At 63.4% G+C, this 15,278-nt stretch carries 15 protein-coding genes; 6 read left to right on the top strand and 9 right to left on the bottom strand.

Annotated features, from left to right (window positions below; genetic code table 11):
- Window positions 1–413: 413 nt before the first annotated feature.
- Together ACODSO_RS02000 and ACODSO_RS01995 are read right to left on the bottom strand one after the other, a co-directional pair.
- Window positions 414–1,130, bottom strand: a complete 717-nt coding sequence (locus ACODSO_RS02000; protein WP_489034612.1) for a DUF1707 SHOCT-like domain-containing protein — start codon at window positions 1,128–1,130, stop codon at window positions 414–416.
- The gene (locus ACODSO_RS01995; protein ID WP_489034611.1) at window positions 1,033–2,280 is read right to left on the bottom strand and encodes a glycosyltransferase; all 1,248 of its coding nucleotides are present in this window, start codon (window positions 2,278–2,280) and stop codon (window positions 1,033–1,035) included. Before ACODSO_RS01995 ends, ACODSO_RS02000 begins: the two co-directional genes overlap by 98 nt.
- Window positions 2,281–2,447: 167 nt before the next feature.
- On the opposite strand from ACODSO_RS01995, the gene ACODSO_RS01990 reads away from it, so the two are divergent.
- Window positions 2,448–2,837: a MarR family transcriptional regulator gene (locus ACODSO_RS01990; protein WP_489034610.1), complete on the top strand. Its 390-nt coding sequence runs from the start codon at window positions 2,448–2,450 to the stop codon at window positions 2,835–2,837.
- A 1-nt stretch (window position 2,838) separates the two neighbouring features.
- Here the strand turns inward: ACODSO_RS01990 and ACODSO_RS01985 are convergent, their stop codons facing one another.
- Genes ACODSO_RS01985 through ACODSO_RS01970 form a run of 4 tightly spaced genes read right to left on the bottom strand, consistent with a single transcriptional unit; the run spans window position 2,839 to window position 6,038 of the window.
- Window positions 2,839–3,063 (bottom strand): autophagy-related protein 2, encoded by a 225-nt coding sequence (locus tag ACODSO_RS01985; RefSeq protein WP_068371855.1) that lies wholly within the window; start codon window positions 3,061–3,063, stop codon window positions 2,839–2,841.
- A 42-nt stretch (window positions 3,064–3,105) separates the two neighbouring features.
- Window positions 3,106–3,735: a response regulator gene (locus ACODSO_RS01980; protein ID WP_197480666.1), complete on the bottom strand. Its 630-nt coding sequence runs from the start codon at window positions 3,733–3,735 to the stop codon at window positions 3,106–3,108.
- Window positions 3,736–3,751: 16 nt separating this feature from the next.
- Complete coding sequence (gene macS, locus ACODSO_RS01975) at window positions 3,752–4,888, bottom strand: MacS family sensor histidine kinase (protein WP_489034609.1); 1,137 nt, start codon at window positions 4,886–4,888, stop codon at window positions 3,752–3,754.
- Complete coding sequence (locus ACODSO_RS01970; protein WP_489034758.1) at window positions 4,881–6,038, bottom strand: AI-2E family transporter; 1,158 nt, start codon at window positions 6,036–6,038, stop codon at window positions 4,881–4,883. Before ACODSO_RS01970 ends, macS begins: the two co-directional genes overlap by 8 nt.
- A gap of 154 nt (window positions 6,039–6,192) precedes the next feature.
- Here ACODSO_RS01970 and ACODSO_RS01965 point away from each other — a divergent pair, with 154 nt between their 5' ends.
- Together ACODSO_RS01965 and ACODSO_RS01960 are read left to right on the top strand one after the other, a co-directional pair.
- Entirely contained in the window at window positions 6,193–7,647 is a 1,455-nt protein-coding gene (locus ACODSO_RS01965; RefSeq protein WP_068371695.1) for an adenylate/guanylate cyclase domain-containing protein, read from the top strand.
- A gap of 80 nt (window positions 7,648–7,727) precedes the next feature.
- Window positions 7,728–8,939 (top strand): lysylphosphatidylglycerol synthase transmembrane domain-containing protein, encoded by a 1,212-nt coding sequence (locus ACODSO_RS01960; protein WP_489034608.1) that lies wholly within the window; start codon window positions 7,728–7,730, stop codon window positions 8,937–8,939.
- A gap of 155 nt (window positions 8,940–9,094) precedes the next feature.
- Here the strand turns inward: ACODSO_RS01960 and map are convergent, their stop codons facing one another.
- The gene (gene map, locus ACODSO_RS01955) at window positions 9,095–9,865 is read right to left on the bottom strand and encodes a type I methionyl aminopeptidase (protein WP_489034607.1); all 771 of its coding nucleotides are present in this window, start codon (window positions 9,863–9,865) and stop codon (window positions 9,095–9,097) included.
- A 124-nt stretch (window positions 9,866–9,989) separates the two neighbouring features.
- Between map and ACODSO_RS01950 the strand changes: the two genes are divergently transcribed.
- The 3 genes from ACODSO_RS01950 (at window position 9,990) to ACODSO_RS01940 (ending at window position 12,496) form a co-directional block, all read left to right on the top strand.
- Window positions 9,990–10,541: a YceI family protein gene (locus ACODSO_RS01950; protein ID WP_068371689.1), complete on the top strand. Its 552-nt coding sequence runs from the start codon at window positions 9,990–9,992 to the stop codon at window positions 10,539–10,541.
- A 77-nt stretch (window positions 10,542–10,618) separates the two neighbouring features.
- On the top strand, window positions 10,619–11,002 hold the full coding sequence (locus ACODSO_RS01945; RefSeq protein WP_489034606.1) for a DUF3054 domain-containing protein: 384 nt from the start codon (window positions 10,619–10,621) through the stop codon (window positions 11,000–11,002).
- Between the two features lie 45 nt (window positions 11,003–11,047).
- Entirely contained in the window at window positions 11,048–12,496 is a 1,449-nt protein-coding gene (locus tag ACODSO_RS01940; RefSeq protein WP_489034605.1) for a peptide MFS transporter, read from the top strand.
- A 5-nt stretch (window positions 12,497–12,501) separates the two neighbouring features.
- Here ACODSO_RS01940 and ACODSO_RS01935 read toward each other — a convergent pair whose 3' ends face one another.
- Window positions 12,502–13,239 carry a sulfite exporter TauE/SafE family protein gene (locus ACODSO_RS01935; RefSeq protein WP_489034604.1) on the bottom strand — a complete coding sequence of 246 codons (738 nt, stop codon included), beginning with the start codon at window positions 13,237–13,239 and terminating at the stop codon, window positions 12,502–12,504.
- Window positions 13,240–13,374: 135 nt separating this feature from the next.
- Window positions 13,375–15,012 carry an NTF2-like N-terminal transpeptidase domain-containing protein gene (locus ACODSO_RS01930; RefSeq protein ID WP_489034603.1) on the bottom strand — a complete coding sequence of 546 codons (1,638 nt, stop codon included), beginning with the start codon at window positions 15,010–15,012 and terminating at the stop codon, window positions 13,375–13,377.
- Window positions 15,013–15,278 lie beyond the last annotated feature (266 nt).

Raw genomic sequence — 15,278 nt, 5'->3', positions numbered from 1 at the left:
GCCGGCACCGACGGAGTGTGTGGCCTCTGCCGTACTGCCGGCGCACGAGTCGGTGTCGGGACTTGCGCAGGAGGGGCTTGTGGGGTCTGGGCTTGCGGGTATGTCGGCTGCGGGTATGTCGGCTGCGGGTAAGCCGGGGGGGATGGCGGCGCCGGATACTGATGCACAGGCTGGCGTGGCGCCGGCGCAACGATCTGCGCCTGGAGAACGCCCAGATCACCCGATACCCGACGCATCTGTTCGCTCAGCGTCGCGAACTGGCTCGCAAGGCCTGAAATCAATCGCGGATCGATCGCTGGTGTTGTCATACGTCGATACTTGTCGTCCGAGCCGACGCAGTCGTGAGTAGTTCTACCTGCTCGACCCGGGTACTTTCGCCCGCATGTGTTCAGGCGTCGACTCGCCGTGGCGCCTCAGTGCCCGAGCATTCTGCGAATGGAGGTTCCGAACGGGTGCTTGGCGGTGATGGACCCGAACCGAATCTTGCCGCGCACCACGATGTGCAGCGGACCGATGGGAGGGCCGGTACGAACCTTGTTGTTCGCGCTACCACCGAGTGTCTCGACGGCATTGAGGTCGACTGTCGCCTCCGGCGGCACGATGAGGGTGAGGGTGCTGCAGTAGTCGTCGACTGACACCTCGACGACCTGACTCGACATGATGGCCTGAGTGAAGTCGAGGGTCACGGTCGACATCTTGCTCTGAATTCCGAGCTGCGGTGGAACGTGCCACGGGCCTTTGCGCGTCACAGTGGACATCGTGCCGCGGACGATGTCGCTCGTGTTCACGACCGGGCTGTGCGAGTGCGCCGTGTAACCGTGTGGTGCGTAGGACTGCGGTCCATACGACTGCGGTCCATACGACTGCGGTCCATACGACTGCGGTCCATAGGACTGCGCTGCAGGTGGGGACGGTTGCCGAGTCGGCGGTCGATGCTGCTCGGCGATCTGCATTCCGGGAAGATCCGCAAGGACGGAGTTGAGCTCACCTCGAGTCTTGGCCGCGAGAGCAGTGTCCATCCGCTCGGTGAATTCACCGAGCGAAAGCATCCCCTGTCCCACCGCACGCTGCAGCAGCTGCCCCACGTGTTCCTTTTCCGCGTCGGACACCCGCAAATCCCTCGCCTCCATGCCCCCAGGATAGGGGGCCATGGACGTGGTGGCCATGTTCGAGGACCTCGAGCATGCCGTCGACGGACGCGGGCCAGCCGAACTGCTCGGCACGGGCGCGGGCGGCAGTTCGTCCATCGGCACGCGAGAGCTCGAACACCCGAGACAGCTCCGACGCCAATCCGTCTGCGGTGTCGTCGAAACGCCCGCCACATTCGGACGTCACGATATCGGCGAGTGCGGACGATTTCGACACCACCACCGGCGTGCCGGTAGCCAGCGACTCCAATGCGGCAAGTCCGAAGGTCTCGTGCGGACCCGGAGCCACTGCTGCGTCCGCAGAAGCCAAGAGAGCCGCGAGTTCGACACGTCCGTCGACGAATCCGAGAAATTCGACCGGCAGTCCACGTGCTCGACGTTCGAGTCCGGATCGTCTCGGTCCGTCCCCCGCGATCACGAGCCTCACATCGACCCCTGAATCAACCAATGCTGCAACCGAATCGATGCTGCGATCCACACGTTTCTCCACCGACAGTCGACCACAATGCACGAGCAGTCGTTCGGCGCCGCCGTGCCAGGGCGAACGAGAACCATCGACACTCGAACCGCCGATACGACGCGTCGGATGGAATACGTCGAGATCGACGCCGAGGGGCACTTCGGAGACGTTGCGGGCGCCGATCCGCTCGAACTCGCGCCGAGCAAACGCGGTGGTGCAGACGACCGTGTCGTAGGCGTTTGCGGTACGTCGGTTGGCGACGTCGGCGAGCGACCGAGCGATCGAGTGTGGGAGAACCTGGCCGAGCAATCGATCGAGCCGTTCGTGCGAGATCATGACGCTGTGCACGCCTCGGCGTGATGCCCACGTACCCATCCCGCGAAGCGTCAGTCGATCCGATACCTCGATGACATCGGGACGAAGCGCCGCGGTCACGTCGGCGGTGGTCCGTGGATCCACCGCGCGGTACCCGCCTGTGAGCGGAATCTTCCTTGCCGGCCGAGTGATCCGCAGAACGCCGGAAGGCAATATTTCTTCGGTCTCGACAGCGCCCGGTACGACGAGGATCACCTCGTGGCCTCGCGCGGTGTATCCCGCACCCAATTGATCGATCGCGGTCCGCAGCCCACCCGAGCGGGGACCGTAGAAGTTCGCGAGTTGCACGATGCGCATTGCAACGAGTGTGACGCCGCAGCATGACCAGCCAGCGACGGGGAAACGAACTCTACCGATGTGATCGGTGTCGATCGGGTTGTGTTCGGTGACTGTTCCCGATCCACCCGCCGGTTAGTTGACTGCATTCCGCGTTTTTTTCGGCCACTCGTCGGGTAAACAATCTCATGGAGATCACAATCGACGCGGTGGGATCCGCACCTGCGGGTGCCGTCTGGGAGCGTTACATGAACCCACAACAGTGGTCGTCGTGGGCAACACAGATCGTCGGCGTCGAATACTCCGAGGAGCGCATCACCGCCGGAACGTTCGGCCGCGTCGAGGGACCCCTGTGGATCCGTATCGACTTCGAAATTCTCGACGTCGACGAATCCGAATGGATGTGGACGTGGAGCGCCTGGTGGAAGCGCCGAAGCGTCGGGCTGACCCTGACGCACGGAGTCGCGTCGAGGACGGACGGGTCACGGACCTGGCTGAAGGTCAGCGGTTCGCCCGCCCTCATCATCCCCTACCTGCCTGTCGCCAAATTCGCGTTGATGCGATTGGTCAGGCGCTGATCTACTCCGAGCGCGTGATCGTTTTCGGATCGGAGGGCTCGTTGCCGACGTCCTCGGGGTCGGGCGTCGGCAACGACTGCGAGTCGCCTGCGCCGTCGAGATGGCCGTCGAACTCGGCGATCGCTTCGCTGCGTTCGTCCGAACTCTGGGCTGTATCGGCGTCGGTGCCGCGAGTCTTCTCGGTGGGATCGACGGTCGTGTCGACGGGCTTGTCGGTGTCGGTCATGCGTTGGGGAGTGCCCAGACCGCGGGGCCGGCAAACCGAAGTTCACAACCCCTGTTCGATGGCGTAGCGCGTCAATTCGACACGATTCGCCAGCTGGAGCTTCCGTAGCGTTGCCTGCACGTGGTTCTCGACGGTTCGGTGGCTCAGGGTCAGCTTCGTCGCGATCTGCTTCGAGCTCAGCCCCTTCGCGACCAGCCGCAGGACCTCGGTCTCCCGGTCGGTCAGAGTGGGACGAGCAACCGACTCGTCGACTGCAGGTGTGGTGGAGATCCGCCGATACTCGCCGAGCACGAGCCCTGCAAGACCTGGTGTGAACACGGCCTGCCCTGCCGCAGTGGCGCGGACGGCCTCGTACAACTCTTCCGCAGATGCACTCTTGACCAGATACCCAGTGGCACCTGCCTTGATCGCATCGAGTACGTCCTCGCGTTCGGCGGAGGCGGACAACACCAGGATTCGACTGTTCTTCGAGCCTGCGAGCACCTCGGTCGTCGCATCCGCGCCGTTGCCGTCGGGCAGATGCATGTCCATGAGTACGACGTCGGGCTGGGTCGCGGCGGCCCGCCGCCCCGCCGCGCCGACGCTGTCCGCCGTTGCCACGACGAGAAATCCTGCCGCTTCGAGGTCGCGGGCGACTCCGTCACGCCACATCGGATGGTCGTCGACGACCATGATCGAAATCTGTTTGTCAGTCACTGCACGACCCCTTCGGTACCCGAATTTCCCACTCTGTTCCAGCGCCGACGTCCGTGTCGAGAACTGCCGTACCGCCGATGGCCTCGACCCGACCCAGGATCGACTTCGACACTCCCATACGGCCTTCCGCTTCGGCTGCAGCAAGGCGTCCCGGCGCGATACCGAGGCCGTCGTCGCGAATGCTGACGATGATCTCGCCGTCCACATCCTCGAGCAGAACGTAGGCGCGGGCACCATCGCCCGCATGTAGCGCAACGTTGGACAGAGCCGTCGCGACGACCGCCGAAAGCTCCTCTGCGACAGCTCTGTCGACGAGTACAGGGTTCGGCGGGGCCGAGACCGAGACGGTGGTGCTACCCCGGGGCCGCAGCAGTGAACGCAAGTCCACTTCCGCCTGGGTCGAATCGACTCGGCTTGCCTCACCCTGTTCGGAGACGAGCATTCGCAGAGCTACTTCCTGTTCGCCGGCGAGTTCGGCCAATTCCGCTGCTGCACCGCCGATTTCGGAACCGCGTCGGCGAACCAACGCGAGCACCTGCAGAACACCGTCGTGAACCTGACGGGCGAGTCGCTCTCGCTCCTCGGTGATCGCCGCCAGCCGCGCGGCGCGTTCGAGTTCGGCGTGTGCACGCCGCGCGGTGTTACTGGCCAGGCCGAGAGCAAGACCGACCGAGACCAAGACAGGTGCGGTCGCGTCCGTCCACAGGTCGAGATCGATCTGGTCCCGCACTACTGCGCTCACGACGGACAGAAGGATGCCCGACGCGATTCCGCCCTTGGGTCCGAACAGGATTGCCGCCGAGATCACCGCGTTGGTGGCCCACAGCGTCGTGGGGAGTGTCTGATGGTTGCTGTACCAGTCGTAGTCCGAGACCAGGCGGGTCGACGACATCAGTCCGATCACGACGAACTGGTCGGCCAGCACGACTTTCCACCGTGGCAGGCTCGCGCGCGAGAGCAGTACTGCCGACAATCCCGTCCAGACGGCCATCAATGCGACGAAGAACCAACTCAGCCGGACGTTGCTGTAATACCCCATGGACGCGACCTGGTAGCTGACGGCATACAGCAGCGTGACGAGCCGGAAAGCCTGCGACGCCCGCCACAACGGGGTGACAGCGTCAGTCATCGTCCGGCTTCTTCAGCGACCCTGGGTCGAGTTCGCGGTTGCGCGCATGCGGGCTGTCAGCGGTCGCCGGGAACAGGGGTTCGGAGGGGTCGTGCTCTTCCAGTTGCTCGTACACCTCGTCCGGATCCTCGGCGAGCAGCGAGCGGATCGCGGTGTTGAGCACCGCAACGATAGGAACGGCGAGCAGTCCACCGACGATGCCTGCCAACAGAATTCCTACGGTGATCGCCAGAACCACCGCCAGCGGGTGCAGACGAACCGCACGACCTAACAGAAGTGGTTGCAGCACATGACCTTCCAGCTGCATGACGGCTACCACGATGCCAAGCGCGATGAGCGCGGTGAGTAGGCCCTTGGTCACCAGTGCGATGAAGACCGCAACGAATCCGGTGAGGAATGCACCGATGATGGGGATGAACGCGCCGATGAACACCAGCGATGCCAACGGCAGCGCCAGCGGTACACCGAGAATGGCCAGACCGGCTCCGATTCCGATGGCATCGGCCGCCGCGACCGCAACCGTCGCGCGGACGTACCCGACGAGCGAACCGAAACCTTGGCTGCCCGCCAACCGAATTCTGCGTCGTGCAGCCGTCGGCGCAAGCCTGGTGACGAACTCCCAGATCTGATCCCCGCCGTACAGAAAGAAGATCAGTATGAACAGGGTCAGGGCGGCTCCGGTGAAAATCTCGCCGATGACGGTCGCAGTCGTCAACGCCCCGGACGTGACTGCGGCTTGGTTGTCCTGGATGACCTTGACGAGGTTCTCGCTCGCCTGATCGATCTGATCTTGGCTGATGTGCAGCGGACCGTCGGCCATCCATTGCTGAATGCTCTTGATCGACGTCGTGAATTGATCTCCCAGCTGAGGCAGGCCCTCGATGAATTGTTCGACGACGAAGGTCATGATGCCGGCGACGACGCCGATGCTCGCGACGATGGCGATGACGACCCCAGCCGCCCGTGGCACTCCGCGACGCTGCATCCAGTCGACGATCGGCACCAACATCGCCGACGCCAACAACGCAAGACCGAGCGGAATGATGACGATGTCCAGGCGCGCGACCACGTAGCAGAACGTGATGATCCCGGCGAAGATGACGAGCAGGCGCCATGTCCACTCGGCACCCACCCGGACGAGCGGATGCACCGAATCAGCGGCCGACGAACGCCCCTCGAATGCCCCCGAAAGTGCGTTTGACGCTTCTGCCTGCGGCTCGCGTTCGGTCACCCGGTAAATTTAACCTGTGCTGGCATCTTTGAGAGCGGTCTCGCTCACTCTGAAGAGTCGCTGGCCGCTCTATATGCTTTCCATGCTGCTGTCGAATCTCTTCGGTGCGGTGCTCGTGTTCGCGTTCGTGCGCTACGGACTTCCCATCGAAGAATCGCAGTCGATCGTCGCGGATCGGGTTCGCAACGTCTACATCTTCGGCGCGTACTTGGTCTTCGCAGGCGCCGTCAGCCTCTACTACGCGGCACGGATGCTGCGATCGGTCATCCGTTGGCAACTGCGCGGTGGTCCCCCGACTCGTCGGGAGCAGATGGCGACGCTGCATGCGCCGCTGCGTCAGGCCATCGTGCACCTCGTCCTGTGGATAATCGGCGGCGTCCTGTTCGTAGTACTCACCGTGACCGACATGCCGTCGCTGGCGATAGCTGTCATCGTCACCGTCGTCATGGCCGCGACCGTGACGTTCGGCTTCACCTACATGCTCGGTGAACGGATCTTGCGTCCCGTCGCGGCCATGGCTCTCAGCGAGGGTCGCTTCGACCGGACCATGACGCCGGGCGTAGGCACCAGAATGGCAATGACCTGGGGCTTGGGCACACTGATGCCCGTCATCGGGATCATCTTGCTGTGTGCGACCCAGCTGACAACCGATCTCGTCTTCTCCACCGACTCGCTCGCCATCGCGATCATCCTGCTCAGCGTTCTGGCGATTGGGCAGGCCTTCATTCTGTCCATGCTCACCGCGAGCCAAATCTCCGATCCGATTCGCCAACTGCGTCGCGCCATCGAGCGCGTCCAGCGCGGCGACAACGACGTCGAGGTCGACGTTTTCGATGGCAGCGAGATCGGCCGACTACAGGTCGGCTTCAACCGAATGATGGAGGAATCCGCCGAGCGACGGGTTCTGCGCGAACTTTTCGGCCAGCATGTGGGCGAGGACGTGGCGCGCCGCGCACTGCAATTCGGTACCGAATTGGGTGGCGAAACCCGCTTCGTCGCGGTGCTGTTCGTCGACATGGTCGGTTCGACCGCGACGGCATCCGAGCGACCGCCGGGAGAGGTCGTCGTCCTCCTCAACGAGTTCTTTCGAGTGGTCGTCGACGTCATCGACAAGCACCACGGTTTCGTCAACAAGTTCATGGGCGACGCTGCCCTCGCCATCTTCGGTGCGCCGCTCGATCGTCCCGATGCGCCGACCGCAGCGCTCGCTGCAGCCCGTGACCTGCGGTTCGCTCTCGACGACATCACCGGACTCGACATCGGCATCGGCGTTTCCGCAGGCCTCGCGGTCGCCGGAAACATCGGCGCGAAGGAGCGGTTCGAGTACACGGTCATCGGCGATCCGGTCAACGAAGCCTCACGATTGACGGAGTTGTCCAAACTACGGCCGGGCCGCGTGTTGGCTTCGACGTCCGCGCTGTACTTCGCCAGCGACGAAGAGCAGGAGCACTGGGAGCTGGGCGATCGGGTGCAACTCCGTGGCCGACGCAGGCTCACCCATCTCGCCTGGCCGGTCGAGCACCCCTGAGCCGGTAGCGAAGCCTACCGAATGACCCGAGGTTCGAGTGGAGCCTGCGGAGTGAGCAAGGGCTTAGTGGTTACCCTGTGATGGTGGCCGAACCCAGATCCGAGCACGCGGCCGGCGGCCCTCGCACCAGAAACCGCCTCCGCTGGCTCAAGTGGGTTGCCGGGATTGCCCTGATTGCACTACTCGTCGGCGAGACCGTCTATCTGTGGCCGCGCTTGCACGAGTCGTGGCAGGCGCTCACCGAAATTCACTGGGGATGGCTCGCAGTGTGCATCGTCACCCAGGCGGTGTCCCTCAGTGCGTTCGGCCGGGTTCAGAAGCAACTACTCCAGGCCGGCGGCGTGCGGGTTCGGCAGTCGAAATCACTGTCGGTCATCTACGGCAGTACCGCGATGTCCCTCACCCTTCCCGCTGGCCAGGTGTTCTCGACGGCGTTCACATACCGCGAGACCAGACGATGGGGCGCAAGCCCAGTCGTGGCGTCGTGGCAGCTCGCCATCTCCGGCGTCATCGCTGCGGCCGGATTGGCCGTACTCGGTGTCGGCGGCGCATTGCTGGTCGGCGGTTCGGTCAATACGTTCACCCTTGTTCTGCCGATCGCGGGTGTGCTCGCAATCGTGTTCGCCGTGCGGTACGTCTCCGAACACCCGCAGTCGATCCGCAGCATCGCACGGTGGGTGCTGCACAAAGTCAACGACGTCCGGAATCAGCCGCCCGACGCCGGCCAGGACCGAATCGACGAGGTCATCGAACAGGTTCAGTCGGTGCAGCTCGGCAAACGCGACGCAGGGCTCACACTCTCCTGGTCCGTGATCCACCGACTCGCGGACGTGGCCTGCCTCGGTGTCGCGTGTCTCGCCGTCGGTGCCGAGCCTCGGTTGTCCGGCCTGTTGTTCGCCTTCGCCGCAGCCAAAGCCGTCGGTTCGGTCCCGTTGGCGCCGGGAGGGCTTGTCGTCGTCGACGCCACCCTCATCGCGCTCCTCACCAGTGCCGCATCGATCAGTGCATCCCAGGCCGTCGCAGCCGCGTTCGTCTACCGGGCCGTCAGCTTCATCCTCGTCGCAATCGTCGGCTGGATCGTCTTCCTCGTCCTGTTCAGAAACCACCGGCACGAGGATCTCGAGTACGACTTGGCGTTCGAGCAGCGCGAAACGAAGGAGCTGCACCGCGAGGCCAAGGAAGCGCGCATGGATACCGAGCTCGGCGGAGGCAGCGGAGTTCAGCGGGATGGTGGAGTTCAGCGGGACCCGCCGCAGCCGGGAATCGACAAGACGGATCCCGAGCCGGTGTGATGTGGTCGGTCTGCGCACCCCTTGGAGTGACCGAATGACTACTTGGGTCACTCAGAGTGACCGAACGACTACTTGGGTCACTCAGAGTGACCGAATGAGTCGTTCGCTCACGCCGGGAGACCGAATCAGCCGTTCGGTCACCGGGGACGCGCGAGCTAGTTAGCCAGAGTCATGATCTCGGCTCCGTGATCGGTGATAGCAACGGTGTGCTCACTGTGCGCGGTCCGGCATCCGGTAGCACTTCGGAGGGTCCAGCCGTCGTCATCGGTGACGAGTTCGGCGGTGTCGGCCATCACCCACGGCTCCAGGGCCAGCATCAGACCGGGACGAAGTGTGTACCCGCGGCCCGCCCGCCCGGTATTCGAGACATGCGGGTCCTGGTGCATCGTCGACCCGATGCCGTGGCCGCCGAACTCGGTATTGATCGGATAGCCCGCCGCGCTCAGGACGGAGCCGATGGCATACGAGACGTCGCCCATGCGAGCGCCTGGTCCGGCAGCGGCGATTCCTGCTGCCAAGGCACGTTCGGTTGCGTCGATCAGTGCGACGCTCTCCTCAGGCTTGCTCTCGCCGACGATGAAGGAGATCGCGGAGTCCGCGGCGACACCTCCCAGGACTACCGCGAGGTCGAGTGACAGAAGGTCACCGTCGGCGAGCTCGTAGTCGCGTGGTAGCCCGTGGAGCACGGCATCGTTGACGCCGGTGCAGATGTAGTGCCCGAAGGGACCTCGCCCGAACGACGGCGCGTAGTCGACGTAGCAGGAGGTCGCTCCAGCGGCGACGATCATTTCCTTGGTCCACCGGTCGATGTCCAGCAGATTGGTGCCGACTTCCGTTCGCTCTTTCATCGACTGGAGGATGCCGCCGACGAGAGCTCCCGTTTCCTTCGCCTGGGCAAGCTGGGCGGAATTCAGAATCTCGATCATGCAGCGCCTCCAGAACGGTCGAATAACTATACCGGCCGAACTATACCGACAACGTGGAATAGATGCGGACCCCGGTCCGTTTGTGTAGAATACAACTTGAACCTTCAACCAATCAGGAGTTGTCATGACCACCGCCATTGCATTGCCCGAACTCTCCGCAGGAACCTGGAACATCGACCCGTCCCACTCGACCGTCGGATTCTCCGTGCGCCACCTCGTGGTCAGCAAGGTCCGCGGACGTTTCCAGTCCTTCAGCGGCACCATCACGGTCGCCGAGGACGGCACCCCCTCGGTCAACGCCGAGATCGACGTCGCCTCCATCACCACCGACAACGAGCAGCGCGACGGCCACCTCAAGACTGCAGACTTCTTCGAGGTCGAGAAGTTCCCGACCGCAACCTTCACCTCCACCTCGGTCAAGGCCGACGGAAGCGACTTCGTCGTGACCGGTGATTTCACCCTCCACGGCGTCACCAAGTCCGTCGACCTGAAGCTCGAATTCAACGGCGTGAACCCGGGCATGGGCGCAGGCCCGGTCGCAGGCTTCGAAGCCAGCACCACGATCAACCGTCGTGACTTCGGCATCAGCATCGACATGCCCCTCGAAGGCGGCGGCGCCGTCGTCGGCGACAAGATCGCCTTGACGCTCGAGATCGAAGCCGGACTCGCTTCCTGATCCCCCGTCCCCCGTGAATGTGCCGTCGCGTCAGTTCGATTGACGCGGCGGCACATTCATATCGGTCAGGAACTAGAGTGGGACCGGTGAGTCGCAGAACCGTCATCGCCGCCGTCATCGATCTGCTGTTGGTCGTGATCTTCTGCGCCATCGGCCGCCGAAGCCATGACGAGGCTAACGCCGTCGCCGGACTCGCCACCACTGCATGGCCGTTCGTCACCGGCGCAGTCATCGGCTGGGCCGCGACGTGGGCGCTTTACCGGGACAAGTTCGACGCCTACCTGATCTTCCCGACGGGCGTGCTCGTGTGGGTATGCACGGTCGTCGCCGGGATGGTCTTGCGCATGATCAGCGGGCAAGGAACGGCCGTCAGCTTCATCCTCGTCGCGTCGACTGTTCTGGCGGTGTTCTTGTTGGGCTGGCGAGGGTTGGCAAAATTGTTACCTGCCACGAAAAACTGACCTGATCTGCGCCATTTCGCGGCACAAGTCTGGGACAGTTCATTCATGACCGACGTGCAGAGCAAGCAGGACACCGCGTTCTTCGGGCAGCCGTTCGCGCTGGCGAACCTCTTCGGCGTAGAGATGTGGGAAAGATTCTCGTTCTACGGGATGCAAGGCATCCTCATCTACTACCTGTACTACTCGACCGCAGACGGCGGACTCGGTATCTCCGAGAGCTCGGCGACGTCCATCGTCGGCGCCTACGGCGGCACGGTCTACCTCTCCACCATCCTCGGCGCATGGATCGCCGACCGGCTTCTCGGGTCCGAGCGCACGCTGTTCTACAGCGCTGTGATGATCATGTTCGGCCATATCGCCCTGGCTGTTTTGCCCGGATTCCTCGGTGTCGGAGTGGGATTGGTTCTCGTCGCTTTCGGCAGTGGCGGGCTCAAGGCAAACGCGACGTCACTGGTCGGCGATCTGTACGACGAGAAGGACAATCGTCGCGACGCGGGGTTCTCCATCTTCTACATGGGCATCAACCTCGGCGCTTTCATCGGACCACTACTTACCGGGTTGGCCTGGGACACAGCCGGTTTCCACGCAGGTTTCGGACTTGCCGCGGTGGGCATGGCGCTCGGACTCATCCAGTACACGATCGGCCGAAAGCACCTACACGGCGTCGGAGCGGTCCCACCGAATCCGTTGCCTACGAGCGAGCGCCTCAAGTGGGGCGGTATCGCCGTCGTTGCAATCGTCGTCATCGCATTGTTGTCCTTGTTCGGTGCCATCACGGCGGCGAACATGTCCGATATCGTCGTCGGCGTCACGGTCGTCGCCGCCATCGGCTACTTTGCGCTCATCCTGTCCAGCAAGCGCATCACGCAGATCGAACGTCGACGGGTCATCTCGTTCATTCCGATGTTCATCGCCAGCGCAGCCTTCTGGTCCCTCTTTCAACAGCAATTCACTACGGTGCCACTCATCGCGAACAGCAGCCTGGACCGCAACCTGTTCGGTTGGGAGTTTCCGCCAAACTGGGTGCAATCCATCAATCCGGTCTTCATCATCATCTTTGCTGGTGTGTTCGCGGCAGTGTGGACCAAGCTCGGGGACCGGCAACCGTCGACGCCGGTGAAATTCGCAGCGGGCGTGTTCATCATGGGTCTGGCGTTCTTGGCCTTCGTGCCTTCCCTCGCCGGAAGCAGTATGCCGTTGCTCGCCCTCGTCGGCATCCTGCTGCTGTTCACGTTCGCCGAACTGTTCCTCTCGCCGGTCGGCCTTTCACTCTCGACCAAGCTCGCTCCGGAGAACTTCCACACCCAGATGGTGGCGTTGTTCTTCCTGTCCATCGCGTTGGGTTCGGCGATGGCGGGCACTCTGGCCGGCTTCTACGACGAAGACAACCCCGATCCGTTCTTCTACAGTGTCGGAGGAGCATCGATTGCCGTCGGTGTCGTGCTGTTGGCCGTGACACCGTGGATCAAGAAGATGATGAGCGGAGTCCGATAAGGGCCCTATTTCCACATCAACCAGGCGGCCAATCCAAGGCCCATGATCCCGACTGCGGTACGCAGGACTTTCGGGGGAATGACCTTCACCACGGGAGGCCCGCTGTAGCCGCCCGCGAAGGCGCCGATCGCGAGAGCGAGTGCCGCAAGCCAATTCACGTCGCCTGAGAACGCAAAGATAATCGCGGCAACGGTATTGGCGATACCGAGGAAGAAGCTCTTGAGGACGCTCACGCGCCAGATGGAGTCCGAGGTGCAGATCAGCCCCAGCGCAAGGAAGATCACGCCGGCTCCTGCACCGAAGTAGCCACCGTAGATCGCGACGAAGAACAGCGAGATGGGATAGAGCGTCGGGAATTCTTTGTCACCCGCCAGATTTCGGATGCGCGGCTGCAGCAGCAAAGCGACGGCCGCGAAAGCGACAAGGTACGGGACGACCGCCTCGAACGAACCTTCCGGCGCGACCAACAGCAGAACCGCGCCGGCAAGACCACCCAAGGCCGACACAATCGCGAATCGGATCAGCTGTCTTCCGCCCTTGGCGATTTCGCTCGACGCTTTGGTCGTCGCCCCGACGCCGGCCGCCACCAAGGCAACCGTGTTCGTGACATTCGCCGCCACTGGCGGTACACCCGCGGCCAACAAAGCCGGATAGGACACCAGCGATGCGAGACCGGTGACGAACCCGACGAGGCCGGCGAAATAGCCGGCGACGACGAGGAGTCCGAATTCGAGCGCAGTCACAGAGAACAAAGCTACCGGGAGCGCAGCCTTCGGAGTGACCCGCGGGGGCAGGAGCGCAGCCTGCGGAGTGACCCGCGGGGGCAGGAGCGCAGCCTGCGGAGTGACCCGCGTTGGCCGCGCGCTTGTCGCCGGTGGCTATTCGTTGCTGCTCGAGTCCATTTCGCTGAGCAACCGGGTGCTCATCTTCACGGCCTGGTCTGTTCCGTCGGCGTCCTCGATGTAGACGGCGAAGGCGAGGTCGCCTCGGTTGGCGATGAACCAGCGGTCGTCGCCGCTGTTTCCGGCGAATCCAGTGAGGCCGTCGTAGGTGTCGAGACCCTCGTCGTGTGCCGAGCGCTGGAACATTTCGCGTAATCGCGCCAACGCATCCGGGGGGATCGACGACGCCTCTTTGTCGGCCACCGCTGTCTGTCCTGCGACGATCGATGGGAGTGGAGCGTTGCCGCGGGACACCGCCGCGCCCATCTGCGCAAGTCCGAACGGTGTCACGGCTGCCTCGGACGTTTCATGTCCGACCGTCCGGAACCGGTCTATCTCGGCACCTCCTGATGGGAGTTGTCCGGTGAAGGCGTCGAGCCCCGGCATCGAGTAGTTCACGCCGAGGCCGAGCGCAGTCGCGTCGATGCCCTCGACGGCGAGCAGATCGGTTGCCGACCCTGCCGGATACATGGCCGAGAATGCGATCTGACCTTGTTCGTTGGCGTAGCTGTTCTGTGCTGCAGCGACGATCGCTCCGGTCGATGGGACGATTGCAACGATCGAGGCCGGCGTGCCTACGCTGACGACAGCTTCTTCCGCGGCCAGTTGGATTCGAGGATCAAGTGTTGCGTGCAGGTCGGGACCGCCCGGGCCCTGGAAACCTGCCTGGCGCGTCAGCGATCCGTCTGGTCCGATCACGTCCACGGCCCAGCCCGCAGTGGCATCGCGGTTCTGCTGCCACGCATTTCGAAGTGAGTCGAGCAGCGGAGACGTGATTCGCCGGTCGCCTGCAATCAACTTCGGGGTCTGCGCGACGACCACGCCCGGAATGGCCCGCAGGTCGTCCTCGAGGACGGCGAAGTCGTCGTCGCGCAGGTTGACAGCGAGGATCGAGCTGCCCGGAGACGCGGCAAGGTCGGACAGCAGCGTGTCCGCGGTGATCAGCGGTGCGACGACATCGATGACATCGGCGAGCTGTCCCGCAGACGCAGCTGGGTCCGGCATCTGTGCTGGATCGAGAAGGATCGCGTTGATCGTTCGCTCGTTCATCAGCACGTTCTGCGTCGAGTCGAACACCAACGGTGGCGCAGCATCGGTACGTACGTACCGCACGCTTCCGCCCGGAGGTAGATCTGGTGCGAGAACGTCTGGTTCCCAAGCGATTCGCCACCCGACACTCAGCTTCTTCGCCGTCCCGCGGGTCGAGTAGTTCCAGTCCTTACCTTCCCCGAAATTCCACCCACTGTCGACGGTGAAGAATCCGGATTCGCCCGAGAGATCGATGAACTGCCCGAGTTCGAAGTCTCCCGTCGACGCACCGTTCGCCGACAGTCCGTCGAACATCTGAGTCAGACTTGCTGCAGCGGCGTTGGGGTACGTCGTCAGCGCGGCGGCTGCTTGGATGTCGTGGTCATTGAGAGCCGCGACGAACTCGTCGACGACTCCCTCCGCCTCACTCTTCGAATCGTCGATCGTCCAGAACGCGACCGTCGACGTCAGCACGAGGCTCGCCCCCACAGCGACCACGTAGCGACCACGAATCCGGCGCACAACCGGCCTCCCCATAGAACTCATGAGTCACAATATTCACTGTAGTCACACGAGTAACAAGCACGGTATTCACACGCTACGGTCACGATTTCGCTACGCGGCGTCTGCGTGGGGCACGAACGCGCACGTTTCAGCACACGCGCAAGTTGCAACGTGCGCGCTGGCTGCAACCTGCGCAACCAGGTCAGACCCGCAGCGAACGACTCATTCGGTCACCACCACGCACGAACGCGCACGTTTCAGCACACGCACAGGTTGCAACGTGCGCGCTGGCTGCAACCTGCGCGGCC

It is taken from the genome of Rhodococcus sp. FG69, from assembly GCF_057808915.1.
Note: the sequence above shows the minus strand (reverse complement) of the source record. Positions and strands in the feature narration are given on the sequence as shown.